Annotated in this window: 16 protein-coding genes, 1 tRNA gene, 1 pseudogene and 1 riboswitch; of the genes and pseudogenes, 7 read left to right on the top strand and 11 right to left on the bottom strand. The window is 72.2% G+C overall.

All coding sequences use genetic code 11. From position 1 onward, the window contains the following. Positions 1-30 precede the first annotated feature (30 nt). The 3 genes and pseudogenes from OG389_RS31230 to OG389_RS31220 form a co-directional block, all read left to right on the top strand. A pseudogene (locus OG389_RS31230) lies at positions 31-504 on the top strand (pyridoxamine 5'-phosphate oxidase family protein); the annotation flags it as partial. A gap of 46 nt (positions 505-550) precedes the next feature. After that, on the top strand, positions 551-1,315 hold the full coding sequence (locus OG389_RS31225) for a LysR family transcriptional regulator (RefSeq protein ID WP_328301881.1): 765 nt from the start codon (positions 551-553) through the stop codon (positions 1,313-1,315). 142 nt (positions 1,316-1,457) lie between these two features. Beyond that, entirely contained in the window at positions 1,458-2,324 is an 867-nt protein-coding gene (locus OG389_RS31220) for an NAD-dependent epimerase/dehydratase family protein (RefSeq protein WP_328301880.1), read from the top strand. A 242-nt stretch (positions 2,325-2,566) separates the two neighbouring features. Here the strand turns inward: OG389_RS31220 and OG389_RS31215 are convergent, their stop codons facing one another. After that, positions 2,567-3,298, bottom strand: coding sequence for an SDR family NAD(P)-dependent oxidoreductase (locus tag OG389_RS31215; protein WP_328301879.1), 732 nt, complete (start codon positions 3,296-3,298; stop codon positions 2,567-2,569). A gap of 95 nt (positions 3,299-3,393) precedes the next feature. Here OG389_RS31215 and OG389_RS31210 point away from each other — a divergent pair, with 95 nt between their 5' ends. Both OG389_RS31210 and OG389_RS31205 read left to right on the top strand, forming a co-directional pair. Further along, positions 3,394-4,263 (top strand): LysR family transcriptional regulator, encoded by an 870-nt coding sequence (locus OG389_RS31210; RefSeq protein WP_328301878.1) that lies wholly within the window; start codon positions 3,394-3,396, stop codon positions 4,261-4,263. A gap of 48 nt (positions 4,264-4,311) precedes the next feature. Continuing rightward, a complete protein-coding gene (locus tag OG389_RS31205; RefSeq protein ID WP_443059370.1) occupies positions 4,312-4,896 on the top strand; it encodes a YceI family protein in 585 nt (194 codons plus the stop codon). Between the two features lie 276 nt (positions 4,897-5,172). Here OG389_RS31205 and OG389_RS31200 read toward each other — a convergent pair. Continuing rightward, positions 5,173-5,246: transfer RNA gene (locus tag OG389_RS31200), tRNA-Pro, on the bottom strand. Positions 5,247-5,392: 146 nt separating this feature from the next. Between OG389_RS31200 and OG389_RS31195 the strand changes: the two genes are divergently transcribed. Then, the gene (locus OG389_RS31195) at positions 5,393-6,097 is read left to right on the top strand and encodes a transketolase (RefSeq protein ID WP_328301877.1); all 705 of its coding nucleotides are present in this window, start codon (positions 5,393-5,395) and stop codon (positions 6,095-6,097) included. A gap of 62 nt (positions 6,098-6,159) precedes the next feature. Beyond that, entirely contained in the window at positions 6,160-7,059 is a 900-nt protein-coding gene (locus tag OG389_RS31190) for a transketolase family protein (RefSeq protein ID WP_328301876.1), read from the top strand. A 9-nt stretch (positions 7,060-7,068) separates the two neighbouring features. Here OG389_RS31190 and OG389_RS31185 read toward each other — a convergent pair whose 3' ends face one another. The 9 genes from OG389_RS31185 to OG389_RS31145 form a co-directional block, all read right to left on the bottom strand. Beyond that, complete coding sequence (locus OG389_RS31185; RefSeq protein ID WP_328301874.1) at positions 7,069-7,440, bottom strand: MmcQ/YjbR family DNA-binding protein; 372 nt, start codon at positions 7,438-7,440, stop codon at positions 7,069-7,071. 147 nt (positions 7,441-7,587) lie between these two features. After that, the gene (locus tag OG389_RS31180; protein ID WP_328301872.1) at positions 7,588-8,133 is read right to left on the bottom strand and encodes a GAF domain-containing protein; all 546 of its coding nucleotides are present in this window, start codon (positions 8,131-8,133) and stop codon (positions 7,588-7,590) included. After that, complete coding sequence (locus OG389_RS31175; RefSeq protein WP_328301870.1) at positions 8,130-8,759, bottom strand: GTP-binding protein; 630 nt, start codon at positions 8,757-8,759, stop codon at positions 8,130-8,132. The genes OG389_RS31180 and OG389_RS31175 overlap by 4 nt, the downstream gene beginning before the upstream one ends. Continuing rightward, positions 8,737-9,075 carry a DUF742 domain-containing protein gene (locus OG389_RS31170; RefSeq protein WP_328304241.1) on the bottom strand — a complete coding sequence of 113 codons (339 nt, stop codon included), beginning with the start codon at positions 9,073-9,075 and terminating at the stop codon, positions 8,737-8,739. The genes OG389_RS31175 and OG389_RS31170 overlap by 23 nt, the downstream gene beginning before the upstream one ends. Before the next feature lie 95 nt (positions 9,076-9,170). Beyond that, on the bottom strand, positions 9,171-9,602 hold the full coding sequence (locus tag OG389_RS31165) for a roadblock/LC7 domain-containing protein (RefSeq protein WP_328301868.1): 432 nt from the start codon (positions 9,600-9,602) through the stop codon (positions 9,171-9,173). 38 nt (positions 9,603-9,640) lie between these two features. Beyond that, a complete protein-coding gene (locus tag OG389_RS31160; RefSeq protein ID WP_328301866.1) occupies positions 9,641-11,323 on the bottom strand; it encodes a sensor histidine kinase in 1,683 nt (560 codons plus the stop codon). Positions 11,324-11,673: 350 nt separating this feature from the next. Next, positions 11,674-12,888 carry an MBL fold metallo-hydrolase gene (locus tag OG389_RS31155; protein WP_328301864.1) on the bottom strand — a complete coding sequence of 405 codons (1,215 nt, stop codon included), beginning with the start codon at positions 12,886-12,888 and terminating at the stop codon, positions 11,674-11,676. A 158-nt stretch (positions 12,889-13,046) separates the two neighbouring features. Beyond that, positions 13,047-13,874, bottom strand: a complete 828-nt coding sequence (locus OG389_RS31150) for an SGNH/GDSL hydrolase family protein (RefSeq protein ID WP_328301862.1) — start codon at positions 13,872-13,874, stop codon at positions 13,047-13,049. A gap of 202 nt (positions 13,875-14,076) precedes the next feature. Next, the gene (locus OG389_RS31145) at positions 14,077-15,126 is read right to left on the bottom strand and encodes a LysM peptidoglycan-binding domain-containing M23 family metallopeptidase (RefSeq protein ID WP_328301860.1); all 1,050 of its coding nucleotides are present in this window, start codon (positions 15,124-15,126) and stop codon (positions 14,077-14,079) included. A gap of 2 nt (positions 15,127-15,128) precedes the next feature. After that, a riboswitch (cyclic di-AMP (ydaO/yuaA leader) is annotated at positions 15,129-15,324 on the bottom strand. Positions 15,325-15,477: the final 153 nt, after the last annotated feature.

Below are 15,477 nucleotides of genomic sequence, written 5' to 3'. Positions count from 1 at the left end.
TGGTGAGTGACCGCGACAGGAGGACACCCCATGCCCGACAAGGAACCCCGTGCCGAGCTCGACGAGCGCTACAGCCACGAGATGGCGGCAGCCGTGCCGTGGTCCGAGGCGGTCACCCGACTGGCCTCAGCGCAGCTGTACTGGCTGACGACCGTACGCCCCGACGCGCGGCCACACGTCACCCCGCTGATCGGCGTCTGGGCGGGCGGCGCGCTGCACTTCTGCACCGGCCCACAGGAGCGCAAGGCCAAGAACCTCCGCGCGAACGCGCACGTCGTCCTCACCACCGGCAACAACACCCTTCACGAGGGCTTCGACCTGGTCGTCGAGGGCGATGCGGCCCGCGTCACGGATCCTGACCGGCTGCGCGGGCTCGCCGACGCCTGGGAGGCGAAGTACGGCACCGAATGGCATTTCGACATCGGTGACGGCGTGTTCGTCAATCCCGACGCGGGCGAGGCCCTGGTCTTCGAGGTAACCCCGCGCACGGCCTTCGGCCGAGGAGTTGCACTTCGGCCGGGCAGCCGAGCGGCTGCACATCACGCAGCCGGTGCTCTCCCGGCAGATCCGCGCGCTGGAGCAGGAGCTGCGCGCGGAGCTGTTCACCAGGAACAGGCGGACCACCGAGTTGACGGCCGCCGGCCGTCAACTGCTGGAGGACGCAAGCCCGCTGCTGGCCGGCGCGCGGGCTCTGTGCCGCCGGGTCCGGCAGGCCGCCCACGGATCCTCGACGTTCACGGCCGGCTTCATGCCCGGAATCAGCGTGACCGGCGCGGTGCGTGCCTTCTCCGCCAGGCATCCCGAGCTGAGCGTGCAGGTGGTACGCACCTCATGGGGCGACCAGGTCCAAGGGGTGAACGAGGGCGTTCTCGACGTGAGCTTCGTACGGCTGCCCGTCGACCGTCGCGGTCTGGAGCTGCGCCCGCTCTTCCGGGAGCCCCGCGTCGCCGTCCTGCCGGCGGACCACCGGCTGGCGGGCAAGGAGTCCCTCGTCATCGCGGATCTGGCCTCCGAGCGGTTGCTCCAGGACCCCGACGCCGTCCCCGAGTGGCGTGACCTCCCCGAGCGGACCGGCGGTGAAGGAGCAGGGCCGCGGCCCTCCTTCTCCACCGTCGAGGAGAAGCTCGAACACGTCGCGACGTCCGGCGGCGTCCTCGTCCTTCCGCGCTCCACCGCGGTCTATTACACCCATGCCGATGTCGCGCACGTTCCCATCGACGACATCGGCCCGGGCGAGGTCTGCCTCGCCTGGAGCGCCGACCGCAGCTCCCCTCTGCTCAGGGAGTTCGCGGACACCGCCGCCGCCCAGTATTGATGCCCTGATGCCTGATGCCCTGTGGGCATCACCGCTGACGGAAGAGGTCTTGGACGCCGACCGCGGCACGAGCCAGGGTTGAGGAGCGACGCAATCCCCGCCGCCGACCGACGAGGACCCTGAGAGCGAGCGATCCAGAGCGATGCAGATCTTCATCACAGGTGGCTCCGGCTACATCGGCCGCTCCACCATCCGGGCACTGACCAGGCACGGCATCGGCGTGACGGCGCTGGCGCGCAGCGAGCAAGCGGCACGCACCGTGTCGGGTCTTGGTGCCGCCCCGGTCGCGGGGGCACTCACCGACACCGATGTCCTCCATGAGGCGGCCCGCCGGGCCGACGCGGTCATCCACCTCGGCGTGGACTACGCCGAGGGCACCGCGGAAGTCGACCGCGCGGCGGCGGAGGCACTGCAGGACGGTGTGGGAAACGGCCCCTATGTGCACACGGGCGGGGTGTGGGTGTACGGCGACACCGACGGGGTCGTCGACGAGGACGCCCCGCTGAACCCGCCGCGCATCACCGCCTGGCGGCTGGAGAACGAGAAGCGGGTGCTCGCCCGGACAGGCACCGGGGACCACCCGGTGGTGGTGATGCCGGGGCTGGTCTACGGCCGCTCCGGCGGACTGGCGCAGTCGTTCTTCGTCGAGCCGGGGCGCACCGCGGGTGCCGTGCCCTGCATCGGGGACGGCACCAACCGCTGGGCGCTGATCCACGTGGACGACATCGCCGAACTGTACGTCCTGGCCCTGAACGCCCCGGCCGGTGCCGTCTACGCCGGGGTCAGTGGCCAGAACCTTCCGCTGGCCGATGTCGCCCGAGCCCTGGGCCACGCCGCCGGATGCCCAGGCAGGATCGATTCGCTGACCCTCGACGAGGCCGTACAGCGGATGGGCCCGATCGCGGAGGCATTCGCCCTCGACCAGCAGTTCAGCGGCGCCCGGGCCCGCCTCGAGCTCGGCTGGACGCCGACCCGCCTCGACGCCCTGACCGAACTCACCCAGGATTGAACCACCAGGCAGAGGCCGTCTCGGTCGTGGATCAATCACCCCTCGGGGAGTCCCGGTAGTACGCGCCGAATACAACGCCGAGCGCTGAGCCGCAGGTCAGCGCGCGGGTTCCCTCACGGTTGTGGGCTCGTCGTGTCCGTGCAGCATGCGCATGACGGTGGCGGGCGACGGGCGACGGGTGCCTTCCCCTCGGCACCGCGGGGGAAGCCGCCTCACCCGGCGGGTGATGACCGCCGCGCACATCACCAGGGCACCACGCCAGCGTCTTCGAAGAACTGGCCGGTCGGGCCGTCGTCGGGCAGGGTCGCGAGCTTGATGGCGATCGCCGCGCCCTGCTCGGGGGTGCGCACGCCGCGGAAGCCGTTGAGGTCGCTGGCGACGTAGCCGGGGCAGCCGGCGTTGATCAGGATGTTCGTACCGCTCAGCTCCCGGGCGTACTGGAGGGTGACAGCGTTCAGGAACGCCTTCGACGGCGCATACGCCGCGGCCACCGGACCCGTCGTCCGGTCAGCAGCGATTCCTGACTGCCGGGTGAGGGAGCCGACACTGCTGGACATGTTCACGATCCGTGGTGCGGCGGAACGGCGCAGCAGCGGCATCATCGCGTTGGTGACGCGGATGACGCCGATGACGTTGGTCTCGACGACCGTCCGGATGGTGGCGGGATCGACCCGGGTGGGCTCCTGCGGCATGCCGCCGGAGATGCCGGCGTTGTTGACGAGCACGTCGAGGCGCCCGGCCTGCTCCTCGATCAGCCGTGCGGCGGCGGTCGCACTGGCGTCGTCGGTCACGTCCAGCGGTACGCCGAACGCGTCGGCGCCCGCCGCGCGCAGTCTGTCCACCGCGGCCCTTCGGCGCTGATCGTCGCGTGCGCCGACACCGACGCTCCATCCGAGGGCTCCCAGGCCCGCGGCGATCTCGAAGCCAATTCCCTTGTTCGCACCGGTGACCAGCGCAATCGTCCGTTCGCTCATAGGAACAATGGTTGCCCCGGAGTCCGGCGGGGGTCCAACACCGATTGGGTGGGCAGCGATACCGTCCAGGTATCGATCCGGAGTAACGTCGCCGTATGGAGACCCGGGAACTGCGATATTTCGTCGCTGTCGCTGAAGAGCTGCACTTCGGGCGCGCCGCACAACGGCTCGGGATCGCACAGCCGCCTCTGTCACGGGCGATCCAGCAGCTCGAGCGCCGGCTCGGGGCGGCGCTGCTGGACCGGACCAGCCGCAGCGTCACGCTGACCGAAGCCGGCTCGGTGTTGCTGGCCGAGGGCCGGGCGGCCCTCGCCGCGGTCGATGCCGCCGAGCGCCGGACCCGCCGCGCCGCCCTTGCCGCGTCCGGCCGTCCTGGCTTGGTCCTGGTCACGAAAGCCAGCGCGTCCAGAGAACTGCTGGCGAAGCTGCTCGAGGCGTACGCCGCTGAACCCGGCGCGGTGCCAGTCGAGGTCATCCTGTGCGGCCCGGCCGAACAGTCACGGCTCCTGCGCGAGGGCCGGGCCGATGTGGCGCTGCTGCACCGGCCGTTCGACTCGACCGCTGGGTTCCACACCGAAGAGCTGAGCACGGAGGGTCAGGTCGTGGTCCTGCCGGCCGGGCATCCGCTCACCGTCCGGGCCCATGTGCACATGGCGGACATCACCGGGCTACCAGGCCTGCCCCTGCCGCGCTGGCCTGACCCCGATGGCACCTACCCGCCGGGCCCCGGCCCGCGCGTCCGCGACCACGCGCAGTTGCTGCAGCTCGTCGCGCTCGGCCGTGCGTGCGCGGTCTCACCAGAATCATGCCGAGCCCAACTGCACCGGGACCTCGCCGCCGTGCCCGTGCTCGACGCCCCGACGGTCACCACCGTAATCGCCTGGCCAACGCACAGCCGGTCCCGTGCCGTCGCCGACCTCGTTCGTACCGCGACACGTCTCCCCATGCGCTGGCCCCAGACGTAACTCCCAACGTCCGGCGCCACGAACCGTCCGCCCAGGCCGCAACGGACCGTGCAGGACCTGACGCACCGCCGCCACCATGGTGCCGGTGACGAGTGGGCCGGCCACGGCGTACAGCGCGGCGGACCAGGTCCTCGGGCCTGGGGATACGGCGTGGCCCGGCACGCGATGGTCACCAAGGTCCGCGGCGCGTTCAAGGAATTCGAGGGCAGCGGTCACTTCGACGGCGAGGACCCCTCCAAGTCCTCCGTGTCCGTCACGATCAAGGCCGCGAGCATCGACACCCGCAACGAGCAGCGCGACGGCCACCTGCGCACCAACGACTTCCTCGACGCCTCGAACTTCCCCAACCTCACTTTCGCCTCCACCGGCGTCGAGCAGCTCGACAGCGCCAACTTCCGGCTGACCGGGGACCTCACCATCAAGGACGTCACCCGGCCGATCAGCATCGACTTCGAATTCCAGGGCAGCGCCACGGACCCGTACGGCAATCTGCGCGTCGGATTCGAAGGCTCGGTGCCGATCAGCCGCAAGGACTACGGCATCACCTGGAACGCCGCGTTGGAGGGCGGCGGCGTCCTGGTCGAAGACAAGGTGGTGCTGGAGTTCGAGGTCTCCGCGATCCGGCAGCCCTGACCGCACCGGCTCATCAGGGAGAGCGACGCCGGTCGGCGACCCGGACCGCGCATTGCCGGGCGTCGACGACCGCGAACAGCTACGGCGACCTCACGCGGCAGGCAGCCTACGAAGCCCTCAACCAGCCCCGCTCCCCCGCCCCGCCCGTGTTCAGCACCATGGCGGACCAGCCCCGAACCGGGCGGGCCACAACACCGCGACCACCAGGACTCCGGGCACGGAAAAGGCCGTCCTCCCATGTGTGAGAGAACGGCCTCCGACCTGCTAAAAGCAAAGTCGGGACGACAGGATTTGAACCTGCGACCCCTTGACCCCCAGTCAAGTGCGCTACCAAGCTGCGCCACGTCCCGATGCCCGTTGACCTGGGGTTTCCCCTAGTTGAACGCGCAGGAGAACAATACCGCACTTCGGGAGGTGGTCGTGCGCACCTTTCCCTCCGGCGGGAGCAGCGGACGGCACTTGACCTCAAGTGCGCTTGGGGTTGAAGGATCGGTACATGACTCAGGCAGCCGCCGCGGACACCGGGTTCCGCTACGAAGACCTAGGGCCGCTCATGGCCCTCATGACCGGGGCCGAGAAGCACGGGCCCGCCGCCACCTCCACGCTCGACGCCCTGTGGGTGCTCTACGACCGGATCCTGCGCGTCGGGCCCGGGAGCGCCGAGGATCCCGGGCGGGACCGGTTCCTGCTCTCCAAGGGGCACGGGCCGATGGCCTACTACGCCGTCCTCGCCGCCAAGGGGTTCTTCCCCGTCGACTGGCTGAGCGGGTTCGGCGCGTACGACTCGCCCCTCGGGCACCACCCGGACCGCACCCTGCTCCCCGGAGTGGAGATCGGAAGCGGATCGCTCGGGCACGGGCTGCCGCTCGCCGTCGGCAGCGCGCTCGGGCTGCGGGCCCAGGGGCTGACGGATCCGGCCGTGTGGGTACTGATCGGCGACGCGGAGCTGGACGAGGGAAGCAATCACGAGGCGATCGCCTACGCCGGCCCGGCCGGCCTGGAGCGGCTGCACACGATCGTGATCGACAACGACTCCGCGACCCACGGCTGGCGGGGCGGCATCGCCTCCCGCTTCGAGGCGGCCGGCTGGTCGACGGCCACCGTGGACGGCCGGGACCACGCGGCCCTGTACGCCGCCTGCACCGCACCGCACCCGGGCCGGCCGCACGCCGTCGTCGCCCGGGTCGAGAAGAAGTACTGACCAGACTCACGCGACCCCGCGCGCACCGCGGGATCCGCGGAATCCGCATTCCAGGGGGAGACATGGACACCATGCGCGAACGATTCATCTCGGTCACGTCGCACGCACTCGACGAGGATCCCCGGCTGGCCCTCGTGCTCGCCGAGATCACCATGGACGGCTTCCGGCCCGCCCAGGACCGCCATCCGGACCGGGTCGTCAACGTGGGCATCCGGGAGCAGCTGCTGATCGGCGTGGGCGGCGGACTGGCCCTCACGGGGCTGCGGCCCGTCGTGCACACCTTCGCCAGCTTCCTCGTGGAGCGGCCCTTCGAACAGATCAAGCTCGACTTCGGGCACCAGGGCACCGGCGGGGTACTGGTCAGCGCGAGCGCCAGCTACGACTGGCCGGCCGGCGGCTTCACCCACATGGCGCCCGGCGACGTGGCCCTGCTGGACACCCTGGACGGCTGGACCGTCCACGTCCCGGGCCACCCGGACGAGGCCGAGGCACTCCTGCGCCACGCCTACGCGGCAGGGGACGACAAGGTCTACGTCCGGCTCTCCGCGCGGTCGAACGCCAGGGCCCGCCCCGTCACCGGGCTGGGTTTCCAGACCGTACGCGAGGGGCGTGCGGGGGTCGTCGTCGCCGTCGGCCCGCTGCTCGACAACGTGCTCGCCGCGACCGAGAGCATGGACGTGAGCGTGCTGTACGCGCCGACCGTACGGCCCTTCGACGACGAGGCGGTGCGTGCCGCCGTCGGGCACGGCACGGCCGAGGTGGTCCTGGTCGAGCCGTACCTCGCCGGAACCTCCACCAGCGCCGCCGCCCGGGCGCTCGAAGCCGTTCCGCACCGGGTGCTCGGCCTCGGCGTCGCCCGCGCCGAGCTGCGCCGGTACGGCACGATCGACGAGCACACGGCCGCGCACGGCCTGGACCCGGCGTCGCTGCGCGCGCGGATCGCCGCCTTCACCGGTGCCTGACCGGTCCCCTCAGCCGCTCAGTTCCGGGTGGGCCGCGATCAGGCGTTTGGGGGCCGCTTGGAGCCAGGAGTCGGTCAGGATCGATCGCAGCTCGGCCGCGTCCTCCACCGCCGCCAGCCGCACCCGGAGCCACGCGTAGTTGTCGTCGTGGCCCGCCCGGATGAAGAACTTCTCCGGCTCCGCCCCGATCAGCTCCTCGCGGTCCTCCTTGGGGCACTTCACCCCGATGGAGGTGTCGTCGTCGCCGAGCGCGACGAAGATCTTTCCGCTCTTCCCGTCCGTTCCGCCCACCCGGAAGGTCGGCATGCCCCAGGCGAGCTTCTCGCTGCTGCCGGGCAGCGACAGGGCGATCGTGCGGACGTCCTCCGCCGTCGTGGCCATATCGGCGACTCCTCTCCAGCCTTCTTCAGGTGCCGGTGATCCCTCGTATCCGACCGTAGACCCGACCACTGACAAACACCTCCGCGCCGGAGCGCCCCCCGCGCCCGGCCCCCAGCGCCCGGCCCCCCGCGCCCAGCGCCCACGGCGTCACCCGCACCGGTCCTCCCGCGCGTGCACCAGCTCCACCAGCTCCGCCGCCAGTTCCTTCACCGTCGCCAGCCCCGCCAGCCCCCACCGCCTCGGCACCACGTCCACCGCGCACACCGTTCCCAGCACGATCCCGCGCCGGTCGGTCAGCGGGGCGCCCACGTAGGAGCGCACCCCGCTCCCGTCCACGACGACGTTGCCCGCGAAACGCGCGAAGTCCCGTACGTCCTCGAGCACCAGAGCGCGCCGCCGCACCACCACGTGCGGGCAGTAGCCGTGGTCCCGGGCGAGCACCCGCGCCGGGTAACCGCTCGCCGGGGCGTCGGTCGCGTGGTGCAGGCCGGCGAAGAACTGCCGTTCCTCACCGATGAAGTTGATCCCGGCGTAGGGCGCGCCCAGCGCGTCCGCGACCCGCCGCGCGAAGGCGTCCAGCTCGCCGTCCGCCCGCTCCCCCAGCCCCAGTTCACGCAGCCGGAGCACGCGTGCGGGCGCCTCCCGGTCCACCGGCGTGAGCAGCAGGTGCCCGGTCGATTCGTAGTAGGTCATGCACTCTCCCCCCAATCCCGTCGCTCCGCGTACCTCGAGTACTCCGGATGCTTCACGTCCAGCAGATGGCGAACGAGGGTCGCCAGCGCCCCCGTTCCGGAGCTCGGCAGACGCGCGTCGCAGCGCACCACGGGTACCTCCGGCCCGAGCCCCACGGCCTCCCGCACCTCGTCGGCTCCGTAGCGGTGCCCGCCGTCGAACTCGTTGACGGCCACGATGAAGCCGATCCCGCGCCGCTCGAAGAAGTCCACGGCGGGGAAGCAGTCGGCGAGGCGGCGCGTGTCGGCGAGCACCACCGCCCCCAGCGCGCCCGTGCACAGCTCCTCCCAGAGGAACCAGAAGCGCTGCTGGCCGGGCGTGCCGAAGAGGTAGAGCACGTTCCGCTCGTCCAGTGTGATCCGGCCGAAGTCCAGTGCCACGGTCGTGGTCGTCTTCGCCTCGACCCCGTCCACCGGGTCGGCGGCCTCGCTCAGCCCGCTCAGCAGCTCCTCCGTGCTCAGGGGCTCGATCTCGCTCACCGCCCCCACGAAGGTGGTCTTGCCCGCCCCGAACCCGCCCGCGACCAGGATCTTCAAGGTCGCGGAGGATCCGTGGGCGGGCGGCTCAGAGCCGTTTGCGCAGGCCATCGAGCACCGCCCGGAGCAGGGACTGGTCGTCGGCGGCGAACGAGCCGCCGCTCGGGAAACACGGCGCCCGCACGGTCACGGCCCCGTGTTCCATCAGGTCGGAGAGGAGCACCTTGACCACCACCGCGGGCAGCCGCAGGTGCCCCGCCACCTCTGCGACGGTGACCGCCGCCGAGCCGGCGCACAGCCGTAGCGCGAGGGTGTGCTCGGCTCCCAGCGGCGCGCGCGGGCGTACGCCGGTCGCCGTCACCAGGGACAGCAGGTCGAGGGCGACGGCCGCCCGTGTCCGCCCGCCGCTCGCGGTGTACGGGCGCATCACGCGGCCCGCCGAATCGTCCAGCCACGGCGTGTCGTGCCGGGCCCCCTCGTGCCGGCCCCCCGGTGCTGCCGCCGGCCCCCTCGCGCGGGCCCTCATCGCTCCGCGTCGGCGGCGGGCCGCCTCGGCGGGGCCGCCAGGTACGGGCGCACGCTCTTGACCAGCATCGCCATCTCGTAGCCCAGCACACCGGCGTCGGCCTCCCGGTCCGCCAGTACCGCCAGGCAGGTGCCGGAGCCGGCCGCCGAGACGAAGACCAGGGCGGAGGCGAGCTCGACCACCACCTGCCGCACCTCGGCGCCGTCCGCGAACCGGGACCCGGCGCTGCGCCCCAGGGAGTAGAGCCCGGAGGCGAGCGCCGCGAGGTGGTCGGCGCTGTCGGCGTCGAGCCCGTGCACGCACGTGACGAGCCCGTCGGCGGTCAGCAGTACCGCGCTGCGCGTGTACGGCACCCGCTGGACCAGGCCGCTGAGCAGCCAGTCGAGGTCCGAGAGCCGACTGGTCGTGGTCGCCACTTCGCCGCCCATGGGGGTTCGCTCCTTAGCTGTCGGGTGAGAGGCCGGGGTCACTTCTGGTGCTCCGACTGGGCGAGGCCGAAGCCCCGCTGGAAGGCGGCCATCAGGCCCGGGTCGTGCACGGGCTGGTCCACGCCCGTGGCGCGCGGTGCGGGGGCTTCGCGCAGTTGGGGCGCGAGGTGCTCCTGAGCCCGCCGCCGGGGCAGCGGCGGCCGTTCCTCACCGGTCCGGGCGGCGGGTACGGGCAGTGGCGGTGCCGGTGGCGCCGCCGCGGTCCACGCCGGTTCCGCGACCGTGTCCGTCCTACGGGGTACGGTGCCCGGGACCTCGGCGGCCCATCCCGGTACGGCCGGCGGGGCGCAGGAAGGCTCCGCCCCGGGCACGCTCACGCGCACCGGCTCCAGTGGCGGCGCGCCCGTCCCCTCCCCGGTCCCGCGCGTGGTCGCCCGGGACCCGCCCGGACCGTCGGTGGCGCTCAGGACATCGGCGGTGCCCAGGGCGTCGGTGGTGCCCAGGGAGGCGGCGGCGCTCAGGGCCTCCGCCCCCAGCAGTTCCTGGGGCAGGACGAGCACGGCGAGCACCCCGCCGTAGATGTTCGACTTGAGTTCGACGGCGATCCCGTGCCGGCGGGCCAGCGCCGAGACGACGAACAGGCCGATCCGCCCGTCGGCCAGCAGCTGCCGGACGCTGATCTGGTCGGGGTCGCCGAGCAGGGCGTTCATCCGCTGCGCTTCCTCGGACGGCATGCCGAGGCCGCGGTCCTCCACCTCGACCGCGATGCCGGCGGTGACCCGCTCGGCCCGCACCACGACGTCGGTGTCGGGGGCGGAGAACACGGTGGCGTTCTCGATCAGTTCGGCCAGCAGGTGCACGACGTCGGCGACGGCGTGGCCGCGTACCGTGCCGCCCGCCGGGGGCACCACCTTGACCCGCGTGTACTGCTCGACCTCGGCGACCGAGGAGCGCAGGACCTCGCTCAGGTCGATCGGGCGGGTCCACTGGCGGCGCGAGGCGGCGCCGCCGAGGACCGCGAGGTTCTCGGCGTGGCGGCGGATCCGGGTGGCGAGGTGGTCGACGTGGAAGAGCTCCTTGAGCAGGTCCGGGTCCTCGACCGTGTCCTCCAGGTCGTCCAGCAGGGAGATCTCCCGGTGGACGAGGGACTGCAGACGGCGTGCGAGATTGACGAAGACCTCGACCTTGCGGTCGCTGTCGGAGGGCGTGACGGGCCCGCCGAGACGGACCAGGGTGGCGTGGGCCTGCTCGCGGGCGCCGCGCAGTTCCTGGGAGAGCAGCCAGAACTCGTCCACCCCCGCCGTCCCGGAACCGAGGGACGGCGATGCCGGTCCGCCGCGCGTAGGCCTGGCGAGCGGCTCGCCGCGCTCCAGCCGGTCGGCGGTGGTGCGCAGCTCCTGGCGGCCGCGGACGCTGGAGCGGCGCAGTGTCTCGCAGCGGTCGCTGACGGTCTTGGCCGCGCGCTGGGCCCCGAGCAGGGCGGCGGCGAACGCGGCGGCGAAGAGCAGGGCGCAGCCGGAGAGCACGGGCCACAGCCGGTCGTCCCGGGCGCCCGCACCCCCGCCGAGCTGGAGCGTGAAGATCACCGCGGCGGCGCCGCTGAGCCCGGCGGCGAGCGTGGGCAGCAGGGCGGCGCGGATCAGCTGAGGACGTATCTGCCGACCGGGACCGGTGACGGCATGTCTCGACGGGGAGTGGCGGGCGGCGCGGAGTCCGGACATCTGCGTCCTCGGTCAGTGGGGCCCGGACCCAGGGCGTCCCGGGACCCGGTGTTGATCACCGGATACCCACGCTAGACCGCACGCTCCGTCCCAGGGCGGCCAGTTGGGGAACTTCGCCCGGGTGCTTCCCGCTCCCGATGGAGCGCTCGTACGAGAGACCGAATACGCCGGGAGCGCGCACTCCCCGGCGCCCGCGAGCGTACGCCGCCTCCCGTCACCCCCACCCGCGCCTCGCCCCCCACCCGCCCCACCGGCGCCGCAAAGGGACGGGTGGAGCGGGGCACGTGCTGCGTGAAGGGGCAGTGCGGGCCCGGTGCCGGGGAGTCCGGCGCCAGGACCGCCCGGACGCCCTAGGAGCCCACCGCCTCCGACTCCTCATGGGTCACCGCGGCCGGCCGCGCGACCGCCGGGGCGGTCCGGGACCCGGTGACGGGTACGGGCGGGCCCGAGGCCACGAACGGCCTCCACCACGGCGCGCTCGGCGCGTCCGCCGCGCCCGGCTCGAAGGGCTGTCCCGGTACGGGCAGCGCGATCGCCGCCCCGGCCCGCTCCGCAGCGGCCACCGTGCCCTCCCCCGGCTCGTCCCACGGGTGCGGGGCCAGGTTGAAGGTGCCCCAGTGGATCGGCAGCATCGTGCCGTGCGGCGTGCCGTGCGGCGTGCCGCCCTGGAGGTCGAGGTGGGCGCGCAGGCCCTCCTCGGGCGTCATGTGGATATCGGTCCAGAACTCGGAGTACGCGCCGATCTGGATCATCGTGGCGTCGAACGGCCCGTGGGTGGCGCCGATCTCCTTGAAGCCGGGGAAGTAGCCGGTGTCCCCGCTGTGGTAGATCCGGTGCTCGTCGCCCGCGACGACCCAGGACGCCCACAGGGTGAACTGCTGGTTGCGCAGTCCGCGGCCGCAGAAGTGCTGGGCCGGGGTGGCGGTGAGCGAGAGCCCGGCGACCTCGGTGGTCTCGTTCCAGTCGAGCTCGCGCAGCCGGCCGGCCGGGACACCCCAGCGCTCCAGGTGCGCGCCGACGCCCAGCGGGACCGCGAAGACCGTGTCCGTACCGGCCAGGGCCTTGATCGTCGGCAGGTCGAGGTGGTCGTAGTGGTCGTGCGAGATCACGACGACGTCGACCTCGCCCAGCGAGGCCAGCGGGACCGGCACCGGGTGCAGCCGCTTGGGGCCGGCGAAGGGGAAGGGGGAGCACCGATCGCCCCAGACCGGGTCGAAGAGCACCCGGCGCCCGTCGATCTCGGCGAGCACGCTGGAGTGGCCCATCCAGGTCAGCCGCAGGCCACCGGCCGGGGGCTTCGCGAGCTCGGCGAGGGTCGTCGGATACACCGGGATGGGCGCGCCGGGGCTGCGCCGGAGCCGCTGCTCCTTGTGGAAGTAGATCTTCGCGAACTCGGCCATCGACCCGGAGGGCCTGGTCCGGGTACCGATCGGGTTCTGGAACACTCCGTCGGCGAAGTTCGGCGAGCGCCGGATCCGCTCCAGCCGGGCACCGGACGGGTCCGCGCCGAAGGCTTCGGGCCGCAGCGCGCGCAGCCGTGGACGCAAGGGACGGGAGCCGGTCAAGGCGCCTCCTGGGTGGGGGGATGCGGGCAGGGCGTTCTCATGGTTACCACCATCCCAACGCCTGTCACTCCCCAAGGATTCCGCTCCGCGCCCCCGAACGCGCCCAGAGCCCCGCCCCACCCGCCCCCACCTGCCTCTGTACGGCCCCGCCCGCGGTCCTACAGCGGCAGCAGGTCCGGCCGCTTGGCCTCCACGTGGTCCCCGGAGGACTCCCCGCGCAGCCGGCGCCCGATCCACGGCACCAGGTACTCCCGCGCCCACTGGATGTTGTCCCGGGTGACGTCCACCGAGCCGCGCGGCCGCATGGGGGGCCACGGCTGGTCCGGATCCGCCGGCGTGTCCAGGCCGAGCACCTGGGCCGCGCGCAGGGCGACCCTCGTGTGCCCCTCGGGCGAGAGGTGCAGCCGGTCGTCGTCCCACGCCCGGCGGTCCTGTACGGACTTCAGTGACCAGAGGTCGAGCACGGGGCAGTCGTACCGGTCGGCGATGGAGCGGACGTGCGCGCTGAAGGTCGCGATCTTGCCGCGGAGGTGCTTGAGGACCGGTACGTCCCGCGTGTCGAAGCCGGTCGTGATCACGACCAGGCCGACCGATGCGGTGAGGTCGCGCACGGCCGCCTCGTACCGTTCGGCCACGTCGTCCGGGTCGCTGCCGGGCCGGATGATGTCGTTGCCGCCCGCGCAGAAGGTCACCAGGTCAGGGGCGAGCTCCTTGGCCCGCGGAACCTGCTCGGCCACGATCTGGTCCAGCAGGCGGCCCCGTACGGCGAGGTTCGCGTAGCGGAATTCGCCGGAGTCCTCGTGCTCCTCGCATTGATCGGCCAGGAGGACGGCGAGCCGGTCCGCCCAGCCGAGGAACGTGTCCCCGGGTCCCGGGTCCCCCACGCCCTCGGTGAAACTGTCCCCGATCGCCGCGTACGAGCCAATGGTCTTGGTCTTGGATGTCGTCGTCGCTGCCACGGGAGCCCATCCTTCACCCCTGATCATGACCTACGCGACCGTAGCCAGGGACTTACTGACCGTGATCTTCAACACCCGCCCGATGAGGAATAACAGGCGTGCGGGCCGCGACCCCCCTCCGGCCCCGGCCCGCACGCCGCGGACACCTGGCGACGCCGATGATTACGGCGGCGACGGGTATCCACGCCCTGCCGGAACACGCGGTCCCCCCGCGCGTTCCGGCGATGTCTCAGATGCTGACGCCCTTGGACCGGAGGTAGGCCAGCGGGTCGATGTCCGAGCCGTACGAGGGGCCCGTACGGATCTCGAAGTGCAGGTGCGGGCCGGTCACGTTTCCGGTGGCGCCGGAGAGCCCGATGCGCTGCCCGGCGGTGACGCTCTGGCCCGTGGAGACGGACAGCTGGGAGAGGTGACCGTACTGGCTGTACTTGCCGTCGGCGTGCCGGATGACGACCTCGTTGCCGTACGCGCCGCCCCACCCGGCGGAGACCACGGTGCCGGCGCCGACCGCCTTGACGGTGGTGCCGGTGCTCGCGTTGAAGTCGACACCCGTGTGGTAGCCGCTGGACCACATGGCCCCCGCAGTGCGGTACGCGGTGGAGGTACCGCCGCTGACCGGGGCGACGAAGCCGGTGGCAGGCGCGGCCTGCTCCTGCTTGGCGGGCGCCTTGGGGGCGGACCCGGCCGCGGCCTCGTCGGAGGAGTCGGCAGAATCGGCAGAATCGGCAGATTCGTCCGATTCCGTGGAATCGGCAGATTCGTCCGACTCGGCGGAGTTGGCGGAATCGGCAGAATCGGTCGATTCGTCAGAAGCCGAGTCATCAGAAGGGGAGGAAGCGGACTTCCCGGCAGGCTCCGGCGTTTCGGCCGGCGCGGACTCGGCGGCCGGGGCCGCTCCCTTCGCACCGAGCGTCAGCTTGAGGCCCGGGTGGATCAGCGACGGATCGGTGCCCACGGCCGCATGGTTGTCCTCGTAGAGCCGCTGCCAGCCACCGGTGAGGTGCTGGCGCTCGGCGATCTTCGAGAGGTAGTCGCCCGGCACCACGGTGTAGACAGCGGGGGCGCTCTGCGGGGCGGCGGGCGCGGCCTGGAGCGCGGCCGGAACCTGCGGAGCCTGGACCGGAGCGGCGGCGGGCGCGGCGGCCGGGACACCCCCCGCATGGGCTCCGGTGGCCCCGAGCAGCGGCAGCGCGAGGGCTGCGCCACCGGTGCCGGCGACGGCGAACCCACGGGATATCGGGCTGAACTTGGGACGGCGGTGCTTTCCCGGTGCGGGCATGGCGGATTCCTCTCCGGCGCCTGCGAGGTGAGCTGTCGGGTTCGGACTGGAGATGTCCGGCCGTCCATGCGCCGGTGAACAGCACATGTACGGCTTCACCCCGAGCTGTCCCGAGTAAAGATCCCGAAGGAAGTCCGGAACAGCGGCTTACCTGGTTCCCCCGCTCCTGCCGCGAACGTGAATAGTCGGGTGCGGTTTCCGGGCGGCGGCAGGATTAGGCGGTCCGTCCGGATCGATCGCGAACGTAATCGAGGCCGACCGCGCGGAACAAGTCACGAATTCCCCAACAGAATCTTGAAGATGACGGGCCGCCTGATTTCCCGTCACCCTGCGTCCATTCCGACCGCTCAA

The sequence above is a fragment of the Streptomyces sp. NBC_00435 genome, assembly GCF_036014235.1.
Lineage (GTDB): Bacteria > Actinomycetota > Actinomycetes > Streptomycetales > Streptomycetaceae > Streptomyces.
This window is presented reverse-complemented; position numbering and strand designations above follow the sequence as displayed.

Excerpts from the sequence above, each read along its gene's own strand:
- OG389_RS31210 (WP_328301878.1), top strand. The coding sequence starts at position 3,394 with ATGGAGACCCGGGAACTGCGATATTTCGTCGCTGTCGCTGAAGAGCTG.
- OG389_RS31170 (WP_328304241.1), bottom strand. The coding sequence starts at position 9,075 with ATGCGCCCGTACACCGCGAGCGGCGGGCGGACACGGGCGGCCGTCGCC.
- OG389_RS31160 (WP_328301866.1), bottom strand. The coding sequence starts at position 11,323 with ATGTCCGGACTCCGCGCCGCCCGCCACTCCCCGTCGAGACATGCCGTC.
- OG389_RS31165 (WP_328301868.1), bottom strand. The coding sequence starts at position 9,602 with ATGGGCGGCGAAGTGGCGACCACGACCAGTCGGCTCTCGGACCTCGAC.
- OG389_RS31215 (WP_328301879.1), bottom strand. The coding sequence starts at position 3,298 with ATGAGCGAACGGACGATTGCGCTGGTCACCGGTGCGAACAAGGGAATT.
- OG389_RS31220 (WP_328301880.1), top strand. The coding sequence starts at position 1,458 with ATGCAGATCTTCATCACAGGTGGCTCCGGCTACATCGGCCGCTCCACC.
- OG389_RS31180 (WP_328301872.1), bottom strand. The coding sequence starts at position 8,133 with ATGACCTACTACGAATCGACCGGGCACCTGCTGCTCACGCCGGTGGAC.
- OG389_RS31145 (WP_328301860.1), bottom strand. The coding sequence starts at position 15,126 with ATGCCCGCACCGGGAAAGCACCGCCGTCCCAAGTTCAGCCCGATATCC.
- OG389_RS31190 (WP_328301876.1), top strand. The coding sequence starts at position 6,160 with ATGGACACCATGCGCGAACGATTCATCTCGGTCACGTCGCACGCACTC.
- OG389_RS31150 (WP_328301862.1), bottom strand. The coding sequence starts at position 13,874 with ATGATCAGGGGTGAAGGATGGGCTCCCGTGGCAGCGACGACGACATCC.
- OG389_RS31175 (WP_328301870.1), bottom strand. The coding sequence starts at position 8,759 with ATGGCCTGCGCAAACGGCTCTGAGCCGCCCGCCCACGGATCCTCCGCG.
- OG389_RS31185 (WP_328301874.1), bottom strand. The coding sequence starts at position 7,440 with ATGGCCACGACGGCGGAGGACGTCCGCACGATCGCCCTGTCGCTGCCC.
- OG389_RS31195 (WP_328301877.1), top strand. The coding sequence starts at position 5,393 with ATGACTCAGGCAGCCGCCGCGGACACCGGGTTCCGCTACGAAGACCTA.